Annotated in this window: 20 protein-coding genes; 6 read left to right on the forward strand and 14 right to left on the reverse strand. The window is 69.3% G+C overall.

All coding sequences use genetic code 11. From position 1 onward, the window contains the following. Nucleotides 1-6 precede the first annotated feature (6 nt). Entirely contained in the window at nucleotides 7-1131 is a 1125-nt protein-coding gene (locus EIZ45_RS30685) for an alkaline phosphatase family protein (RefSeq protein ID WP_134667344.1), read from the reverse strand. Between the two features lie 45 nt (nucleotides 1132-1176). Here EIZ45_RS30685 and EIZ45_RS30690 point away from each other — a divergent pair, with 45 nt between their 5' ends. Continuing rightward, entirely contained in the window at nucleotides 1177-1380 is a 204-nt protein-coding gene (locus EIZ45_RS30690; RefSeq protein ID WP_078870550.1) for a zinc ribbon domain-containing protein, read from the forward strand. A gap of 248 nt (nucleotides 1381-1628) precedes the next feature. Here the strand turns inward: EIZ45_RS30690 and EIZ45_RS30695 are convergent, their stop codons facing one another. Beyond that, nucleotides 1629-2741: a PLP-dependent aspartate aminotransferase family protein gene (locus EIZ45_RS30695; RefSeq protein ID WP_134667343.1), complete on the reverse strand. Its 1113-nt coding sequence runs from the start codon at nucleotides 2739-2741 to the stop codon at nucleotides 1629-1631. Nucleotides 2742-2800: 59 nt separating this feature from the next. Here EIZ45_RS30695 and EIZ45_RS30700 point away from each other — a divergent pair, with 59 nt between their 5' ends. Next, the gene (locus EIZ45_RS30700) at nucleotides 2801-3316 is read left to right on the forward strand and encodes an Lrp/AsnC family transcriptional regulator (protein WP_037815315.1); all 516 of its coding nucleotides are present in this window, start codon (nucleotides 2801-2803) and stop codon (nucleotides 3314-3316) included. A 27-nt stretch (nucleotides 3317-3343) separates the two neighbouring features. Here EIZ45_RS30700 and EIZ45_RS30705 read toward each other — a convergent pair whose 3' ends face one another. The 7 genes from EIZ45_RS30705 to EIZ45_RS30735 all read right to left on the reverse strand — a co-directional run bounded on the left by EIZ45_RS30705 (nucleotide 3344) and on the right by EIZ45_RS30735 (nucleotide 10638). Further along, complete coding sequence (locus tag EIZ45_RS30705; protein ID WP_043832146.1) at nucleotides 3344-5110, reverse strand: 3-hydroxyacyl-CoA dehydrogenase family protein; 1767 nt, start codon at nucleotides 5108-5110, stop codon at nucleotides 3344-3346. A 114-nt stretch (nucleotides 5111-5224) separates the two neighbouring features. Further along, nucleotides 5225-5911: a dihydroxyacetone kinase phosphoryl donor subunit DhaM gene (gene dhaM / locus EIZ45_RS30710; protein ID WP_043832144.1), complete on the reverse strand. Its 687-nt coding sequence runs from the start codon at nucleotides 5909-5911 to the stop codon at nucleotides 5225-5227. Beyond that, the gene (dhaL, locus tag EIZ45_RS30715) at nucleotides 5908-6531 is read right to left on the reverse strand and encodes a dihydroxyacetone kinase subunit DhaL (RefSeq protein WP_037815424.1); all 624 of its coding nucleotides are present in this window, start codon (nucleotides 6529-6531) and stop codon (nucleotides 5908-5910) included. Before dhaL ends, dhaM begins: the two co-directional genes overlap by 4 nt. After that, nucleotides 6531-7532: a dihydroxyacetone kinase subunit DhaK gene (gene dhaK / locus EIZ45_RS30720; RefSeq protein WP_043832143.1), complete on the reverse strand. Its 1002-nt coding sequence runs from the start codon at nucleotides 7530-7532 to the stop codon at nucleotides 6531-6533. Before dhaK ends, dhaL begins: the two co-directional genes overlap by 1 nt. Nucleotides 7533-7611: 79 nt before the next feature. Then, on the reverse strand, nucleotides 7612-8607 hold the full coding sequence (locus EIZ45_RS30725) for a hypothetical protein (RefSeq protein ID WP_205670172.1): 996 nt from the start codon (nucleotides 8605-8607) through the stop codon (nucleotides 7612-7614). Between the two features lie 47 nt (nucleotides 8608-8654). Beyond that, nucleotides 8655-8930 carry a hypothetical protein gene (locus EIZ45_RS30730; protein WP_037815322.1) on the reverse strand — a complete coding sequence of 92 codons (276 nt, stop codon included), beginning with the start codon at nucleotides 8928-8930 and terminating at the stop codon, nucleotides 8655-8657. Between the two features lie 10 nt (nucleotides 8931-8940). After that, nucleotides 8941-10638, reverse strand: coding sequence for a sodium:solute symporter family protein (locus EIZ45_RS30735; protein ID WP_043832136.1), 1698 nt, complete (start codon nucleotides 10636-10638; stop codon nucleotides 8941-8943). A gap of 254 nt (nucleotides 10639-10892) precedes the next feature. On the opposite strand from EIZ45_RS30735, the gene EIZ45_RS30740 reads away from it, so the two are divergent. Beyond that, complete coding sequence (locus EIZ45_RS30740; RefSeq protein ID WP_134667341.1) at nucleotides 10893-11318, forward strand: hypothetical protein; 426 nt, start codon at nucleotides 10893-10895, stop codon at nucleotides 11316-11318. Between the two features lie 16 nt (nucleotides 11319-11334). Here the strand turns inward: EIZ45_RS30740 and EIZ45_RS30745 are convergent, their stop codons facing one another. Continuing rightward, nucleotides 11335-12048: a TetR/AcrR family transcriptional regulator gene (locus EIZ45_RS30745; protein WP_043832131.1), complete on the reverse strand. Its 714-nt coding sequence runs from the start codon at nucleotides 12046-12048 to the stop codon at nucleotides 11335-11337. A gap of 89 nt (nucleotides 12049-12137) precedes the next feature. On the opposite strand from EIZ45_RS30745, the gene EIZ45_RS30750 reads away from it, so the two are divergent. After that, nucleotides 12138-12722, forward strand: coding sequence for a flavodoxin family protein (locus tag EIZ45_RS30750; RefSeq protein ID WP_134667339.1), 585 nt, complete (start codon nucleotides 12138-12140; stop codon nucleotides 12720-12722). 13 nt (nucleotides 12723-12735) lie between these two features. Here the strand turns inward: EIZ45_RS30750 and nucS are convergent, their stop codons facing one another. Then, nucleotides 12736-13395: an endonuclease NucS gene (gene nucS / locus EIZ45_RS30755; RefSeq protein ID WP_037815327.1), complete on the reverse strand. Its 660-nt coding sequence runs from the start codon at nucleotides 13393-13395 to the stop codon at nucleotides 12736-12738. A gap of 144 nt (nucleotides 13396-13539) precedes the next feature. On the opposite strand from nucS, the gene EIZ45_RS30760 reads away from it, so the two are divergent. Further along, nucleotides 13540-14028, forward strand: a complete 489-nt coding sequence (locus EIZ45_RS30760) for an NUDIX domain-containing protein (protein ID WP_370318204.1) — start codon at nucleotides 13540-13542, stop codon at nucleotides 14026-14028. A gap of 79 nt (nucleotides 14029-14107) precedes the next feature. Here EIZ45_RS30760 and EIZ45_RS30765 read toward each other — a convergent pair whose 3' ends face one another. Next, on the reverse strand, nucleotides 14108-14881 hold the full coding sequence (locus EIZ45_RS30765; RefSeq protein ID WP_134667337.1) for an enoyl-CoA hydratase-related protein: 774 nt from the start codon (nucleotides 14879-14881) through the stop codon (nucleotides 14108-14110). Next, nucleotides 14854-15852: a GlxA family transcriptional regulator gene (locus tag EIZ45_RS30770; protein ID WP_134667336.1), complete on the reverse strand. Its 999-nt coding sequence runs from the start codon at nucleotides 15850-15852 to the stop codon at nucleotides 14854-14856. The genes EIZ45_RS30765 and EIZ45_RS30770 overlap by 28 nt, the downstream gene beginning before the upstream one ends. A 71-nt stretch (nucleotides 15853-15923) precedes the next feature. On the opposite strand from EIZ45_RS30770, the gene EIZ45_RS30775 reads away from it, so the two are divergent. After that, a complete protein-coding gene (locus EIZ45_RS30775) occupies nucleotides 15924-16481 on the forward strand; it encodes a cysteine hydrolase family protein (protein WP_037815332.1) in 558 nt (185 codons plus the stop codon). On the opposite strand, the gene ehuA is transcribed toward EIZ45_RS30775, so the two are convergent. After that, on the reverse strand, nucleotides 16465-17229 hold the full coding sequence (ehuA, locus tag EIZ45_RS30780; protein ID WP_134667335.1) for an ectoine/hydroxyectoine ABC transporter ATP-binding protein EhuA: 765 nt from the start codon (nucleotides 17227-17229) through the stop codon (nucleotides 16465-16467). The two genes, EIZ45_RS30775 and ehuA, sit on opposite strands and share 17 nt — an antisense overlap.

Consider the following 17229-nt stretch of genomic DNA (forward strand, 5'->3'; position numbering starts at 1 on the left):
AGGAAGTCAGCCTCGGGCGATCGCCAGTGGGACGAGTTGCTCCGCCGACGTCAGCGAGCCGTGCTGGCCGACCAGGTTCGACTCCACGGCCTCGGCGAGTTCGCGAACCATGCCGAAGGTTCCCGTCGCCGCGGCGACGACGTCGCCGATCCGCGGGCGCACCCGATCGCTCACCGCGGCGCCGAACCAGCCTGCCGCGATCGCCTCCTCGCGCGGCAACACCCAGGCCCGCTGACCGAGGACCTCACGCCACGCGGCCACCACATCCGCCGTCGCGCCAGGTTCGGTGTAGACGTGCCGCGCGCGGACCTCGCCGCCGAACGCGCGGACGCCTGCCAGCAGTTCCGGAGTGTCTTCCAGGTTCAGTTTCTCCTCGACGGTCACCATTCCGTGGTCCGCCACCACCGCCAGCACGGCACCGGCGGGCAGTCCGTCCACAATGGACTCAACAAGCCGGTCGACGTGCCGGAGCTGCATCCGCCACGCGGTCGATCCGGGGCCGTAAAGGTGGCCTAGCAGGTCCAATTCGCTGTGATAGGCATAGCAAAACGCGCGCGACGAGAGGATGTCCAAGGTTCGCGCGGCCAGGTCGCCCAGCGCGTGTACGCCGGCGTATCGGGCACCGCTTTGCGTTGCCTGGGTCAGGGCCGTATTGGCGAAATGTGCCGAGGACACCACCGCGGCCTCGATCCCTGCGGCGGCGGCGCGTTCGAAGGTCGTCGGGAGGGGTTGGACTTCGCGGGGAGGCAGGGCACCTCGGAGGTCGCTGCCGTCGTCGTGGGAGCGCCAGCGCAGAGCGTTCAGGACGCCGATTCCCGGGATCTCGAAGGTATAGCCGACCATGCCGTGCTCGCCCGACGCCAGACCGGTGCCGATCGCGGCGACACCGGCGGCGGTTGTCGACGGGAAGCCGACTCGCAGGGGGCTGCTGGCGAGTTCGGTGAGAACGGGGGCGTCGGCGGCGTGCTGGGCGAGCAGTTCCCAGCCGAGGCCGTCGATGAGGAGCACGCACGCGCTGCGGGCTTCGGGCAGCGCCAGGCCGCCGTCCTCGCCGGGCACGCCCAGCGCGCCGAGCAGGGCGGGAACGACCTGGCCGAGGTGCGGAACATCCGCGTACTGAGGCACATCCACCCGGACAGCTTCCCACCAACGCGGCCCGCCAGCGATAATCGACGCATGCCCACCTACGCCTACCGTTGCCGCGACTGCACCGAGACGTTCGAACTCCAGCGCCCGATGGCCGAGTCCAGCGCGCCCGCCCCGTGCCCGGAGGGGCATACGGACACGGTCAAGCTCCTCACGACGGTCGCGCTCACCGGTTCGGCCTCCGCGCCCGCACCGGCTGGCGGAGGGTGCTGCGGGGGCGGTTGCTGCAGCTGACCGGCTTGCATCGCGGCTGGGACGCCCGGCTGGCGAGGGGCTGGCTGGCAAAGCTTCCCACCTAGCCCGGCACGGTTGCCGCAGCCGATCAGCGCACCTCGCGACCGGGCCGACCGGTTGGCGAGGGGCTCGGCACCGAAGCTGGTCGGCGGAACTTCCAGCCCAGCCCCGTGCTCACCGGTCCGGCGAACTCTTGGGCCCCGGCATCCACCGCCAACCCCGGCGGTGGATGCCGCGCGCCCACCCGATCAGCAGGACTTCAGCGCCTGATCCAGGTCAAGCCACAAGTCCTCGACATCCTCCAGCCCCGCCGAAAGCCGCAGCAGGCCGTGGGTGATGCCCGAGCCCGTACGGTCGTCCTCGGCGACGATGCGGTGCGTCAGCGAGGCCGGGTGCTGGATCAGCGTGTCGACGCTGCCCAGGCTCACCGCGGGCGTGATCAGCCGGACCGCGCCGATGACCGCGTGGGGGTCGCCGGTTACTTCGAAGGCCACCAGTGGGCCGCCCAGTTTGGGGTAGTGCACGGCGTTCACCGACGGGTGCGAGGCCAGACGCGAAGCCAACACGGCGGCGGTTTCCGAAGCAGCCTTCACCCGCAGCGGGAGTGTCGAGAGGCCGCGCAGCAGCAGGTATCCGGCGAGGGGGTGCAGCACGCCGCCGGTCGCGAAGCGCAGGGAACGCAGGCGCGCGGCTTCCTCGGCGTCGCAGGCCACGATGCCGCCCATGACGTCGCCGTGGCCGCCCAGGAACTTGGTCGCGCTGTGCAGCACCATTCGGGCGCCCAGCCGGCCGGGGCGCTGCAGGACTGGCGTCGCGAAGGTGTTGTCGACCAGGACCGGGACGTCGCCGCAGGCCTCGGTCAGGGTGGCGATGTCCAGTTCGCTCAAGGTCGGGTTCGCGGGCGTCTCCACGAAAACCAGGCCGGTGTCGGGGCGCAGAGCCTCCGCGACATCCTCGGGCGCGGTCCAGGTGACCTCGGTGCCCAGGAGGCCGGTGGTCAGCAGGTGGTCCGTGCAACCATACAGCGGCCGGACGCCGACGATGTGCCGTTTTCCTTGCGATACCGCGGAAAGCAGGCACGCGGAGACCGCCGCCATGCCGCTCGCGAAGGCCACGGCGTGGTCGAAGCCTTCGAGTTCCGCCAGCGCCTGCTCGAACCGTTCGACGGTCGGGTTGCCGATCCGGCCGTAGATGCCGGTGACGTTCCCGCCCGCGGCGAACTCGTCGATCCGGCGGGCCTCCTCGGCACTGTCGCGCGCGGGGTAGGTCGTGGAGAAGTCGAGCGGGGCGGCGTGCAGGCCGAGGTCGGCGAGATCGTCGCGACCGGCGTGGACGGCTCGGGTGCGCAAGGCGGAAGTCATGGCAGTCACGTTCGGACACGACACGGCCGCAACGCAACAATCTCGGATAAGATTCAGCGATGAGCGAGACCGTCGAACTGAGTCCGGTTGATCTTGAGATTCTGCGGGTGTTGCAGAACGATGCCCGGACGTCGAACAAGGAGCTCGCGGCCGCGGTCGGGCTCGCGCCGTCGACCTGTCTGGACCGGGTGGCGCGACTGCGCGAGACCGGCGTGATCACCGGACAGCACGCCAAGGTCGACGCGGCGAAGGTCGGGCGTCCGCTGGAAGCGTTCCTGTTCGTGCAGGTCCGGCCGCATCGACGGCCGCTGGTCGAGCAGTTCGTGGAACATCTCCTGGCACTGCCGGAGATCCGCGCGGTCTACCACCTGACCGGGCCGGACGACTTCCTCGCGCACGTCGCCACCACCTCGGCCGCGGAGTTGCAGCGGCTGGTGCTGGACGAGCTCACCTCCCGCGACGAGGTCGCCCGCGTGCACACCAACCTTGTGTTCCAGCAGTGGCAAGGCGGCCCGCTGCTGCCGCCGGACGGCGAACCCGCGCAGGGCGCGCGCATCCGGCGGCGCGACCGGTGATCGGACCGTTCTCTACCCGTAGAAGCGTCAGTAGTCCTTGAAACCCTTGCCGGTCTTGCGGCCCAATCGTCCCGCCGTCACGAGGTGTTCCAACAACGGCGCCGGCGCGAAGCCTTCTTCGCGGAACTCGTTGAACAGCGTCCGCTCGATCGCCAGCGACACGTCCAGCCCGACCACGTCCAGCAATTCGAACGGCCCCATCGGCAGACTGCAGCCGACCTTCATCGCAGTGTCGATGTCGTCCGCCGACGCGTAATGCGCTTCCAGCATTTTCACCGCGTCGTTGAGATACGGGAACAGCAACGCGTTCACGATGAATCCGGCCCGGTCGCCGCAATGCACCGGGTGTTTGCCGACCGCCGCGCACACTGCCGTCGCGGTCGCAGTGACGTCCGGAGCGGTGGCGATCGTCGACACCACTTCCACCAGTTTCATCACCGGCGCGGGATTGAAGAAGTGCAGGCCGATCACGTCACCGGGGCGCGAAGTCGCCGCCGCGCATTCGATGACCGGCAGCGAAGACGTCGTGGTGGCGAGCACCGCACCCGGCTTGACGACCTCGTCCAACGCCGAAAACACCGCCTGCTTAACGGAAAGTTCCTCGGCCACCGCTTCGACGACCAGGTCGACGTCCGCCAGTTCCTCGAAGTCCGTCACCGGACGGATCCGGCCGAGCGCGGCCGCAGCGTCCTCTTCGGACAGTTTGCCCTTCACCACGGCCTTGTCGAGCGACTTCTTCACCTTCGCCACCGACGCTTCGGCCTTCTCCATGCTCCGCGCCCGGAGCACGACGTCAAACCCGCGCTTGGCAAACACTTCCGCGATTCCGGTCGCCATTGTGCCGGTGCCGATCACGCCGACAGACCGCACTTCGCGAGCCACCGAAGAGTCCACTTCGGACGAAGTGACCGAATCCACCACCACCGGCGAATCGGGTGCGTCGTAGGTGTAGAAACCGCGTCCGCTCTTGCGGCCCAACTGCCCCGCGGTGATCATCTGCTTCAGCAAGGGCGCGGGCGCGTGCAGCCGGTTCCGGGATTGGTGGTACATCGTGTCGAGGATTTCGTACGCGGTGTCCAGCCCGATCAGGTCGAGCAGCGCGAGCGGGCCCATCGGGTAGCCGCAGCCGAAACGCATTGCCGCGTCAAGATCTTCGCGGGTGGCGTAGCGCTGCTCGTACATCCGCACCGCGTGGTTGAGATAACCGAACAGCAACGCGTTCGCGATGAACCCGGCCCGGTCGCCCATCACCACCGGCGATTTGCCCAGCCGTTGCGCGAATTCCACGACGTCGGACACCACGTCCGGCTCGGTGACCACCGTGCGCACGACCTCGACCAGCTTCAGCACCGGAGCCGGGTTGAAAAAGTGCATCCCGACGACCTTGCCCGGCCGCGCGGTGTGCACGCCGATCTCGGTGATCGACAGCGAGGACGTATTGGACGCGAACACCACGTCCGGCCGGGTCACCTGGTCCAACTGGGTGAACACCTCGGCCTTCGCCGCGAGGTTCTCCGGGATCGCCTCGATCACCAAGTCCACTTCGGACAGTTCGGTCAGCGAGGTCGTGGTGCGGATCCGGCCGAGCAGCGCCTCGCGGCCCGCCTCGTCGAGCTTGCCGCCCGCGAGCGCCCGTTCGGTCGAATGCCGCAGGTGGCCGAGGCCGCGTTCGACCCCGGCCTCGTCGAGTTCCACCGCGACCACGTCGAGCCCGCTGCGGGCGAGCACCTCGGCGATGCCCGCGCCCATCGTGCCAAGACCGACCACACCGACCGTCGAGATTTCCCGTGCCACAGGGCCTCCAGAGGTTACCCGCTGGTAATTGCCGCTCACTGTGCCACGCGAGCCCCTCGAAAGCACATCGGAATCGAGTCAGTCCGGGCGAAGTCACCCGGTCGGAAACCGGCGTTACTCCCCGAAGTTCGACTCCACCAGCTCGGCCACCTTCGCGACCGCCTCCGCCGCCTGGAGCCCGCGCGCCCGCACCACGATCCGGTCGCCCTGGCGCGCGCCGAGCGACATCAGCGCCAGCACGCTGTGCGCGTCCGCCTCCTGCTCGCCCAGCCGGATCGACACCTCGGCCTCGAATTCCGCCAGGCTGCGCACCACGACCGCGGCCGGGCGCGCGTGCAGGCCGACGTCGTTGGTCAGCGTGAATTCCTTCTCCACCACGCCTTCCTCGCCGGCCGCCGACAGGTCGACCGCGGCCAGATCGGGCGCGACACCGGCGCTCGCCGCGGCCTCGCCCACCGCCTTGGCGTTCGCCCCGCCCTGCGCCGCGACGGCCGCCGCCACCGCGCCTTCCACCAGCGGTGCGTCGACCACGACCGCGGCGGACGGGTCAGCGAGCGATTCGACCGCCAGCTCTGCGGTCATCTGCGCGCTGCCGAGGTCGTACAGCAGCACCACGCCGTCGCCTGAATCCGCCCGCTGGGTGGCCGCGACGACCTCGTCGTAGTCGGTGCCGATGCCGCCGCCGTCGGGCAGACCGCCCGCCGGGACGATCCGGACGTCCGGGGCCATCTGGGCCGCCAGGTCGGCAAGGCCCTCGGCCAGTTTCGCGCTGTGCGACACAAGAACGATTCCGACGGTCACCGGGCCGCCTCCGCGAACGCACGCAGCAGCAGCGCCGTCGAACGAGCGCCCGGATCCATGTGCCCGACCGCGCGTTCCCCGAGGTACGAGGCACGCCCCTTGCGCGGGATCAAGTCCACAGTGGACTCCGCACCGCGGTCCGCTCCGTCCGCCGCCGCGGTGAGGACGTCCGCGATCGTTCCGTCCGCAGCGCCTTCAGCCGCGGAGAGCGCCGGGATCAGCGCGTCGACCATCGTCGCGTCGCCGCCCACTGCCTTGCCGCGCGCCTGCACGCCTTCCAATGCTGCCCGCAACGCGTCCAGCAGCAACGGCACATCGATCTCCGCCGCGTCGCCAAGCTTCGCCGACGCACGCAGGAAAGCCGTCCCGTAAAGCGGTCCGGCCGCGCCGCCAACCTTGGAAATCAACGTGGTGGCAGCGAGTTTCACGACTCCGGCCGGGGTTTCCGGCACCGCGGTCTCCAGCGCGGAGACGATGGCGGTGAACCCCCGGCTGAGGTTCTCGCCGTGGTCGGCGTCGCCGATCGCGCGGTCCAGGTCCACCAGTTCGGTGCGGTGTTCGGCGATCACTTCGGCGGCGGCGCGCAACGCGGCCGCGACCCCTTCGGCAGTGCAGGCCATCAGATCCCCCACCGCAGCGCGGGCGTGCGCACCGGCGCGTCCCACAACTGCGTAAGCTCGTCGTCCAGTTTCAGCAGGGTCAGGCTGATGCCCTGCATTTCCAGGCTGGTGATGTACGGGCCGACCAGCCTGCGTTCGACCAGGATCCCGCGCTCGGCCAGCAGCCGCTCGGCGATGCCGTGCGCGAGGTACAGCTCCAGCTGCGGCGTGCCGCCCATCGAGTTCGTGAACAGCAGCACCTTGTCGCCGGATTCGAACGGCAGGTCGGACACCACCGCCTCGACCATCCGGGCGACCAGCGCGTCCGCCGGTTCGGCCGGGATCCGTTCGCGGCCGGGTTCGCCGTGGATGCCGATGCCGAACTCGATCTCGTCCGGCCCGAGGTCGAAACTCGGCTCGCCGGCATGCGGAACGGTCGGCGCGGACAGCGCTACCCCGATCGACCGGACCTGCCCGATCACCTTGCGCGCCAACGCTTCCACCGCGTCCAGCGCATCGCCGCGCTCGGCCGCCGCACCGGCGATCTTCTCCAGCAGCACGGTCCCGCCGACGCCGCGCCGCCCGGCGGTGAACGTGGAGTCCTTGACCGCCACGTCGTCGTCGATGACCACGCTGCGCACGTCCAGGTCCTCGGCCGCGGCCAGTTCGGCGGCGGTCTCGAAGTTCAGCACGTCGCCGGTGTAGTTCTTCACGATCAGCAGCGCCCCGGCCGGTCCGGTGGTCGCCGCGATCGCGCCCTGCACCGCGTCCGGGGTCGGCGAGGTGAACACCGGGCCGGGCACCGCGGCGTCGAGCATCCCGGGGCCGACGAACCCGCCGTGCAGCGGTTCGTGCCCCGACCCGCCGCCGGACACCACCGCGACCTTGCCCGCCACCGGCGCGTCCGCGCGCACGACCAGCGCCGGATCGTCGCGCACGCGCAGCAGGTCCGCGTGCGCGACCGCGAGCCCTCTCAGCGATTCGGCGACGACGGCCGCCGGATCGTTGATGATCTTTTTCATGGCGGACCTCCGGCACCTCGGCGTCGTGGACGAACCCCAACCTATGAGGTCGCCGGGCGCGCCGCAAAGCGCCCCCTGGTCACGCCGCGGGCAGTTTCCCGGCCAGTTGCTTGGCGAGCCCGACGGTCTTGCCGCACGGGTCGTCCTTGTCCGGCTGCGCGTCGGAGTTCGTGTACTCCAGCTGGACCACCTCGACGCGCTCTTCCTTCCACTGCCGGTGCTGCCATTTGACCTGGCAGCTCGACCCGGAGGTGCCTTGCTTCGAGTACGCCTGGCTCGGCGTGCCGACGTCGGCCTTCAGCCAGCCGTCGCCCTCGCTCGGCGCGACGCCGGGGAACATCGTCACCCGGACGCTCGGGATGAGGCCCCATTCGCACGAGTGCAGTCCGGACGGCCGCGGCTTCCCGCCCTTCACGACCCCGTCCACCGCGGCCGGGTCGAGCACCGTGCACGGGTCGACGGCGAGCAGCGTGCCCGGGCCGGGCGTGTACTTCTGCGGGTTGTTGTGCAGTTTCTCGACCGCCGTCGCGACGAGCTTGCGGCCCGCGGCGCAGGCGTCGCCGCCGGTGTAGTCGATCCGGAAGGAGACGCCGATGGCCGGGTTCCGCTCGGTGAGCGCGCTGACCACGCAGCCGGATCCGCCGCCGAGGTCGGGCACCTCGACCTGCGGCAGCCCGCCGACCGCGCCGGTGGTCTTGTCGGAGGCGAACGTCACGAGGCCGCCGACGTCGACGCTCGCCCGGATTTCCTTGCCGCCCGGGTCGGTCGCCTTCGCGACACAGGAGTCGAACTGCGTGCTCGACGCGGTCGCCTCGCCCTGCATCGTGCCGAGCGGGCTCATCGCGGTCTTGTCCACGAACTGGCACGGCAGCAGGTCGCGCAGCACGGCGGGAGCGACCGCGGGATCGGTGATCGGGCCGGACGTCGCGGCGCTGTCCCCGCCGGCGGGGACAGTCGTGCGCGCGAAGTTCTCCTTGCCCAGGTTCGGACCGCCGCACGCGGACATCGCGATCACGCCCGTCGCGACCAGGGCGGACAACTTGAGGAACCGGCCGAACCGGCGATCGTGCACCACGTCCGGCAACCTAGCGGGCCAGGTCGCCGGACGTGGGCGCAACCCGGTTATTCGGCGGGTGAGGTTTCCGTCGTTTCGGTGCTCGGCGGCACGACGAGCGGCCGCAGCACCGCCCACAGCACGAACATCGCGGTCACCACCAGCAGGCCGATGCCCGACCAGAGGTTGATGTTCACGTCGGCGGCCTTCTTGAGGTCGTCGTCGCTGGTGAACCCGGCGCCCATGATCGTGAGGATCACGCCGTAGACGCCGAGCAGCAGCGCGATGATCAGCCGGATGTCGAAGGCGCCCGCCTTGTGCGGCCGCGAGGTTTTCTCGGTCATGCGGGCCTCCTCAGAAGATGATGTTGAGAGCGATCGTGAGCACGAGGACGATGCCGGCCAGCAGGCCCGGCTTGCGGTACCAGCCCGCGTTCTCGCCCGTGTTGTCGTGCTTGAGCGCGTCGCGCGGGGTGAGCGAGTAGACGAGGCCGACCAGCTGCGCGTCCGGCTTCGGCTGAGTGGCCAGCGAAACCCCGACGCTCACCACGATGTCGACCACGAACGCAGTGCCCGCGGCCACGAAGCTGGTGCCCTGCCCGGCCAGCGACAGCACGTCCAGCTGCGACAGCGCCCAGATCGTGATCGCCGACGCGGTACCGGCCACCAGGCCGATCCACCCGGCCGCCGCGGTCATCCGCTTCCAGAACATACCGAGGATGAACGTGGCGAACAGCGGCGCGTTGAAGAAGGAGAACAGGTCCTGCAGGTAGGTCAGGATGTTCGCCGACTGCGACGCGACGAACGCGGTGCCGATGGCCAGCACGGTCGCGACGACCGTGGTCTTGCGGCCGAGGCTCAGGTAGTAGCCGTCCGGCTTGTCCTTCTTCACGTACGTCTGCCAGATGTCGTACGTGAAGACGGTGTTGAACGAGCTGAGGTTCGCCGCCATGCCCGCCATGAACGACGCGAGCAGACCGGCGATCGCGATGCCGAGGATGCCGTTGGGCAGCAGGTCGCGCATCAGCAGCAGGAGCGCGTTGTTCGCGGTGACCCCGCTGGGCGCGGTCTTGTCCTGCAGCAGAAGTCCCTTGTCCTGCATGTACTCCGGCACCACGACGCCGGCGATCATGCCGGGGATGATCACGATGAAGGGCACCAGCATCTTCGGGAACGCGCCGATGATCGGCGTCCGCCGCGCGGCCGACATGCTCTTCGACGCCATCGCACGCTGGACCTCGACGAAGTTCGTCGTCCAGTACCCGAAGGACAGCACGAAGCCGAGGCCGAACACGATGCCGAGGACGGACAGGAAGTTGTTGCCGAAGCCGGTCAGGTTGTCGCCCGGCCAGGAGTGCAGCTGCGCGGTGCCGCCGGGGCCGTCGGTGATCTTCTGCACCAGGCCCTGCCAGCCGCCGACCTTGACCAGGCCGACGATGGTGAGCGGCAGCAGCGCCACGACGATCACGAAGAACTGCAGCACCTCGTTGTAGATCGCGGCGGACAGCCCGCCCAGCGCGGTGTACGTGAGCACGATGGCGGCCGCGACGACGATCGACACCCACAGCGGCCAGCCCAGCAGCAGCTTCACGACGCTGGCCAGCAGGAACAGGTTCGCGCCCGCGATGAGGATCTGCGCCGCGGCGAAGCTGATGCCGTTGACGAGGTGTGCCGTCGGACCGAACCGCCGCCGCATGAACTCGGGGACACTGCGGACCTTGGAGCCGTAGTAGAACGGCATCATCACCAGGCCGAGGAACAGCATCGCCGGGATGGCGCCGATCCAGAAGTAATGGACGGTCGGCAGGCCGTAGAGGACGCCGTTCGCGGACATGCCCATGACCTCGACCGCGCCGAGGTTCGCGGAAATGAACGCCAGACCGGTGACCCACGCCGGCAGCGACCGGCCCGACAGCAGGAAGTCGAGACTGCTCGACACCTGCCTTCGCGCGAGATAGCCGATGCCGAGCACCAGGACGAAATAGAACGCCAACTCGATGTAGTCGATCGGACTCGCGTCGAGCCGCAAGTTCGCGTCGGCGAGGAACGGCACCCTGCCACCTCCGAATCAAACATTCTCACACAGAAAACACCATCGTTCCTGTCAGACCGGCACAGTACTGCATGGATTCCGAAGAGGCACCCCGACACCGCGGTTTTTCACCAACCTGCCGCTGACCTGTGCATTCCGCGTGCCCGGAAGCACCCGTGTTGAGTCCTGTCGCTTCGCTCGCCAACCCCTCACCAACGGGACAGATTCACTCGTTCCGGGGTGCTGCTCGGCGTCGGGCCCATAAGATCCCGGCGATGACCGGCCCCGCGCTGCCCCTCCCCGGACGGCTTCGCGCCGCTTTCGGGCTCGTGGTCCTGCAAGCGCTGCTGAACGGCGCGTTCGGCGTCTTCGCCCATCGGCAAATCGACAAGCAGCGCGCTGGCGGCGAGGAACCGTTTTCGATTCTGTACTCGCTGGAGTACCTGTCGTACGCCTTCACCGCCGGACTGCTGACAGCCGGGATCGTGGTTCTGCTCGGCTACGGCTGGGGCCGATGGGTCCTGCTCGCGGTCGAGGTACCGTCCGCGCTCGGCGGACTGCTCAACCTGGCGGTCGGTGGCGCAGCAGCGGCGGCGGGCCTGGTGCTGGCTGGAGTGGTGGTGACGACGTTGTTCCACGCGGAAGTGAAGGCGTGGTTCGCTGCGAAAGCTGCTCAGCGTCGAGCCGGGTCGGCGGTCTGACGCATTCCCTCCGGCGTCATCGGCTGGCTTCGTTGAGCCGGGCGAGCCATTCGCGCAGCAGACCGGCCTCGAAGACGCTAAAGCCCGCTTCGGTGACCGGGTCGGCGTCCTTGGTGGGAGTGACGATTCCGAGCAGAGCCTGCGCGCGGTCGGCGATCGGGGAACTTTCGGGGGCCGGTTGGTCGATCAGCGCGTCGAGCACCAGGTCGCCCAACGGCCGGATCACCTCGATGTCCCGCGCTTCTTCCGGCTGGGCCAGCAGGAGCAGAACCGCGCCGGTCGTGGACGCCTCGATCGCCACCGCGGCCGCCTCGACCGGCACCCGGAGCCGGCCCTGCGCGTTGGCGCGTTCGAGCATGCCGCACAGGATGGCCCGGTTTTCCGCCGCCGCCGCGGGCTGTTTGCCCGGCCGGACGGTTCCGTACATCAGCGTGTAGATCGCGGGGTTGGCCAGCCCGAACGCGACGTGCATCTCCCAGCCGTGGCGGAGGTCCTCGACCGGATCCTCGCTGGGCTCGAGCGCGTGCTTCTCCGCGAGGTAGCTCTCGAAACCGAAGGTGACCACGGCGTCGAGCAGCCCGTCCTTGTCCGCGAAAAGCCGGTACAGCGTCGGAGTTTGCACTCCGGCCGCCGCCGCGACCGCCCGGGTGGACAGCCCCGACGGGCCGGCCGTCGCCAGCAGTTTCACCGCTTCGCTCAGGATGCGCTCGCGCTGGTCGTCCGATGCCATGTGCCGACGATAACAGATTCCTGTTGACGTTGACACTGACGCTGTCATCGGAATAGCGTTATCAACGTCAACAGCGAAAGGAACCTCTGATGTCCTCTGTTCACGTCGCCATCGCTTACTTCTCCGGCTACGGGCACACCCTCGAGATCGCGAAGGCCGTCGCGGCGGGCGCCGAGTCAGTGCCCGGCACCCGCGCCGACCTGGTCGACGTAGCCGAAATGACCGACGCGAAATGGGAAACCCTCGACGCCAGCGACGCGATCATCTTCGGCACGCCGACCTACATGGGTTCGGCGTCCGGCGCGTTCCACGTGTTCGCCGAAGCGACCTCGAAGCGCTGGATGTCCCAGCGCTGGCTGGACAAACTCGCGTCCGGGTTCACCAACTCCGGCTCGATGAGCGGCGACAAACTGCACACGCTGCAGTACCTGGCGCTGCTCGCCGCGCAGCACGGCATGCACTGGGTCAGCCTCGGCCTCATGCCCGGCTGGAACACCACCACCAGCAGCGAACACGACGACAACCGGCTCGGGTTCTACCTCGGCGCGGGCGCGCAGACCTGGAACGACCAGGGCCCGGAAGCTGTCCACGCCGCCGACCTCGCCACGGCACGCCACCTCGGCGCCCGGGTCGCGACGCAGGCCCGGCGCTACCGGCAGCCGCTCGCTGCCTGACCCCGGGCGGTGCTCAGAACAGCCGGAACTCGTCCGAATCCGTGCCGCGCAACGCGTCGTAGTCCAAGACGACGCAGCGGATCCCGCGGTCCTCGGCGAGGACGCGCGCCTGCGGCTTGATCACCTGCGCCGCGAACACGCCCTGCACCGGCGCGAGCAGCGGGTCGCGGTTGAGGAGTTCGAGGTACCGGGTCAGCTGCTCGACCCCGTCGATCTCGCCGCGGCGCTTGATCTCCACCGCGACCGAACCGCCGTTGGCGTCGCGGGCCATGATGTCGACCGGGCCGATCGCGGTCGGGTACTCGCGGCGGACCAGCGTGTAGCCGTCGCCGAGGGTTTTGATGTGCTCGGCGAGCAGTTCCTGCAAATGCGCTTCGACGCCGTCCTTCTGCAGGCCCGGGTCGACGCCGAGGTCGTGCTTCAGGTCGTGCATGACCTCGTCGATGGTGATGACGAGTTTCTCGCCCGCCTTGTTCTGGACCGTCCAGACGTCCGGGTCCTCGATCAGCCAGCACGGCGGCGACATCCAGTTCAGCGGCTTGTAGGAGCCGCCGTCGGAGTGCACGAGCACCGAGCCGTCGGCCTTCACCATCAGGACGCGGTTGGCCATCGGGAGATGCGCGGTCAGCCTGCCGACGTAGTCGACCTGGCACCGGGCGACGACGAGCCTCATCGGACCCGCCCCGCACGGAGCGGGCTGGCTTGCTGAGAGGGGAGCACGAGACGCACCCGCCGAGGGTAGGACAGGCTCGGCGATACTGGCGAGGTGGACCCCATTCAGCGTGTCGCGACCCGCGAGGTGTATCGGAACAACTGGATGACGGTGCGCGAGGACGTCATCCGCCGCGCCGACGGCAGCGACGGCATCTACGGCGTCGTCGACAAACCGACCTACGCGCTGGTCATCCCCCTCGACGGCGACCGGCTGCACCTGGTCGAGCAATTCCGGTACCCGCTCGGAATGCGGCGCTGGGAATTCCCGCAGGGCACCGCGCCGGACCTCGCCGAGACCCCGCCCGCCGAACTGGCGCAACGGGAATTGCGGGAGGAGACCGGATTGCGGGCGTCGGCGTTCACCGAACTGGGGATGCTGGACGTCGCGCCCGGGCTGACCAGCCAGCGCGGGCACGTGTACCTCGCGACCGGCCTCACCGAGGGCGCGCCGGAGCGGGAACTGGAAGAACAGGACATGCGGACGGCGTGGTTCAGCCGGGCCGAGGTCGAGAAGATGATCTCCACCGGGGAGATCTCGGACGCGCAGACGGTGGCGGCTTATACGTTGCTGCTGCTGCACGAACGTCGCTGACTGGGCTTTCGCCAGAAGTCCGTGAGGGCCACCCTATGGGAATCAGATTCCCTCAGGGTGGCCCTCACGTACGTCAGGATCAGTCCGTCCAGTCAGGTTTGCGCTTCTCCAGGAACGCCGCCATTCCCTCCCGCGCCCCCGGCAGCTGCGAAGCCGAAGCCATCACCTCGACGGCGATCGCGTAGGCGTCCGCTTCCGGGCGGTCCAGCTGCGCGTACAGGGTCTGCTTCCCCATCGCCTTGCTCGCCCGGCTGCCGCGGGTCGCGCGGCCGAGCAAGTCGGCGACCGCCTCGTCGAGGGAATCGTCCGGGACCACGCGGTTGACCAGGCCCCAGTCCAGCGCGGTCGCCGCGTCGATCACGTCGCCGGTCAAGGCCAGTTCCATCAGGCGTTTCCGGCCGATCGCGCGCGCCACCGGCACCGCGGGCGTGTGGCAGAACCAGCCGCCCTTGCCGCCGGGCAGCGCGAATCCCGAGGACTCCGCCGCGACCGCCAGGTCGCACGACGCCACCAGCTGGCATCCGGCGGCCGTCGCCAGGCCGTGCACCCGGGCGATCACCACCTGCGGGACCGATTCCATCGTCCGCATCAGCGTCGTGCACAGGGTGAGCAGTTCGCGCACCCCCATGAGGTCGCGGGCGGCGACGTCGCCGAAGTCGTGCCCGGCGGAGAACACCGGCCCCGCGCCGGCCAGCACGATGCCGGTCGCGTCGGACTCGCCCGCCTCGCGGAACGCGGCGAGCAATTCGCCGAGATGGTCGGCGGACAGCGAATTGCGCCGTGCCGCGCGGTTCATCGTGATGGTGACCGTGTCCCCGTCCCGCTTCACGAGGAGGTGCTCGTACTCGCCCATGCCCCGACCGTAACCCCGACCGGCGGGATGCGGAAAGTGCGCCGATACGAATCCGGCCCGACCCCGACCTCCGCCCGCAGCCGTCGGCGCAGGTTCGCGGCGCTGCCGAGCCCCGCCCGCTCGGCCACCCGGGCGACCGGCAGATCCGTGGTCTCCAGCAGCCGCTGCGCGTGCTGCACCCGCTGGACGAGCAGCCACCGGCCGGGCGTGCTCCCCGTCGCGGCAGCGAACTCGCGATGGAAGGTCCGCGGGCTCATCCCGGCGTGCTCGACCAGATCCGGCACCCCGATCTCGTCCGCGAGCCGGGTCAGCGCCCAGTCCATTGTCGACGCGATACCCGGCCGGGAAGCGTTGGCGGGCAACGGAGCTTCCGCGTACTGGCGCTGGCCGCCTTCCCGCACCGGCGGCATCACCAGCCGCCGGGCAAGCCGCGCGGCGACCTCGGCTCCATGATCACGGCGAACCAGATGCAGGCAAAGATCAAGACCGCCGACGACGCCCGCCGAGGTAAGCACGCCGTCCTGTTCGGTGTAGAGCACGTCGCGGCAGAGTTCGGCAGCCGGCGCGGCCGTCGCGAGGGCGTCCAGATCCCGCCAATGCGTGGTCGCGGGCCGGCCGTCGAGCAATCCGGCAGCAGCGAGGGTGAAAGCTCCGGAGCAAAGCCCAGCCACCGTCGAACCGGCACGATGGGCCCGGCGAAGCGCGGCGCGAGCGGCGGCGGGCACTTCGGCCAGCGGATCGTCCCGTCCGGGGGCAAGCACCAGATCGCAGTCGGCCAAGCCGGAAAGCCCGTGCGTCGCGACGACTTCGCCGAACGGCGACACCCGCGTCCTTCCTCGCCCCGGCGCGCAGACGCGCACCGCGAACGGGCCGATCCCGCTGTCGGCGCGGTCCTGCGCCCACACCTCCGCGATCACCGCGAGGTCGAACATCCGGCTGCCCGGCAGGAGCAGCACCCCGATCGTGCGCATGGCAGAAAAGTATCGCATCGCGCGTCTTGTGCCACTCCCCGCCGCGTGCTCCCCCGGACAGAATCGAAGCCATGACCACCGCATTGCTGCTGATCGACGTCCAGCGAGGATTCGACGACGCCGAGTTCTGGGGACCGCGCAACAACCCCGGCGCGGAAGCGAACATGAAGGCTCTGCTCCAAGCCTGGCAGGACCGGCGCGACCCGGTCGTGCTCGTGCACCACGACTCGACCACGCCCGGTTCGCCGCTGCGCCCGGGCCAGCCCGGCAACGATTTCAAACCCGAACTCGACGGCGCCCGCCCGGACCTGCTCTTCGGCAAGAAGGTCAACTCGGCGTTCCTGGGCGACGTCGACCTGGACGCCTGGTTCAAGACCCGCGGCATCACGAGCTTCGTGCTGGCCGGGATCCAGACCAACTTCTGCTGCGAAACCACCGCGCGGATGGGCGGAAACCTGGGCTACGACATCACTTTCGCCCTCGACGCGACCTTCACCTTCGACTTGGAAGGCCCGGACGGCACCGTCCTCACCGCCGACGAGCTGTACCGCGCGACCGCGACGAACCTGCACGGCGACCGTTTCGCGACGGTCAAGTCCACCAAGGAAATTCTCACTCTCGATCGATGACGGCGCGCAGGAATTCCTTCGTGCGTTCGTGTTCCGGCGCGGTGAACAACCGATCCGGCGGCGCGTCCTCCAACACCTGACCGCGGTCGAACATCATCACCCGATCCGACACGTCCCGGGCGAACTGCATCTCGTGCGTCACGCACAGGATCGTGATGTCCGTGGTCGAGGCGATCTCCCGGAGCACTCGCAGCACCTCCGCGACCAGTTCCGGGTCCAATGCCGACGTGACCTCGTCCAGCAGCAGCACTTCCGGCCGCATCGCCAACGCGCGGGCGATCGCGACGCGCTGCTGCTGGCCGCCGGAAAGCTGCGTCGGATGCGCGTCCGCTTTGTCCGCGAGACCGACCAATTCGAGCAGTTCGGTCGCGCGCGCCGTCGCGTCCCGCGAGGACAGGCCGAGTGCCCGGATCGGGGCTTCGGTGATGTTCTGCAGCACCCGCATGTTCGGGAAGAGGTTGAACTGCTGGAACACCATCCCGATCGACCGGCGCATCCCGCGCAGGTATTTCTCGTCCGCCGGAACGAGTTTTCCCCGCCGGGGCATGTGGCTCAGCGGCTTGCCGCCGACCTCGATCCGGCCGCCGTCGACCTTCTCCAGGGTCATCAGCAACCGCAGGATGGTCGTCTTGCCGGAACCGCTCGGCCCGATCAGCGAGACGAATTCCCCTGGCGCGACGGTGAAATCGAGGTCGCGCAGCACGGTGGTGCCGCCGAACTTCTTCACCACCTGGTCGAAGCGGATCAT

The organism is Amycolatopsis sp. CFH S0740, from assembly GCF_004522315.1.
Lineage (GTDB): Bacteria > Actinomycetota > Actinomycetes > Mycobacteriales > Pseudonocardiaceae > Amycolatopsis > Amycolatopsis nivea.

Bases quoted from the DNA above. Each gene is read 5' to 3' on its own strand.
- EIZ45_RS30690 (WP_078870550.1), top strand. From the start codon at position 1,177: ATGCCCACCTACGCCTACCGTTGCCGCGACTGCACCGAGACGTTCGAA.
- EIZ45_RS30695 (WP_134667343.1), bottom strand. From the start codon at position 2,741: ATGACTTCCGCCTTGCGCACCCGAGCCGTCCACGCCGGTCGCGACGAT.
- EIZ45_RS30700 (WP_037815315.1), top strand. From the start codon at position 2,801: ATGAGCGAGACCGTCGAACTGAGTCCGGTTGATCTTGAGATTCTGCGG.
- dhaL (WP_037815424.1), bottom strand. From the start codon at position 6,531: ATGGCCTGCACTGCCGAAGGGGTCGCGGCCGCGTTGCGCGCCGCCGCC.
- dhaK (WP_043832143.1), bottom strand. From the start codon at position 7,532: ATGAAAAAGATCATCAACGATCCGGCGGCCGTCGTCGCCGAATCGCTG.
- EIZ45_RS30730 (WP_037815322.1), bottom strand. From the start codon at position 8,930: ATGACCGAGAAAACCTCGCGGCCGCACAAGGCGGGCGCCTTCGACATC.
- EIZ45_RS30740 (WP_134667341.1), top strand. From the start codon at position 10,893: ATGACCGGCCCCGCGCTGCCCCTCCCCGGACGGCTTCGCGCCGCTTTC.
- EIZ45_RS30745 (WP_043832131.1), bottom strand. From the start codon at position 12,048: ATGGCATCGGACGACCAGCGCGAGCGCATCCTGAGCGAAGCGGTGAAA.
- EIZ45_RS30750 (WP_134667339.1), top strand. From the start codon at position 12,138: ATGTCCTCTGTTCACGTCGCCATCGCTTACTTCTCCGGCTACGGGCAC.
- nucS (WP_037815327.1), bottom strand. From the start codon at position 13,395: ATGAGGCTCGTCGTCGCCCGGTGCCAGGTCGACTACGTCGGCAGGCTG.
- EIZ45_RS30760 (WP_370318204.1), top strand. From the start codon at position 13,540: ATGACGGTGCGCGAGGACGTCATCCGCCGCGCCGACGGCAGCGACGGC.
- EIZ45_RS30765 (WP_134667337.1), bottom strand. From the start codon at position 14,881: ATGGGCGAGTACGAGCACCTCCTCGTGAAGCGGGACGGGGACACGGTC.
- EIZ45_RS30770 (WP_134667336.1), bottom strand. From the start codon at position 15,852: ATGCGCACGATCGGGGTGCTGCTCCTGCCGGGCAGCCGGATGTTCGAC.
- EIZ45_RS30775 (WP_037815332.1), top strand. From the start codon at position 15,924: ATGACCACCGCATTGCTGCTGATCGACGTCCAGCGAGGATTCGACGAC.
- ehuA (WP_134667335.1), bottom strand. From the start codon at position 17,229: ATGATCCGCTTCGACCAGGTGGTGAAGAAGTTCGGCGGCACCACCGTG.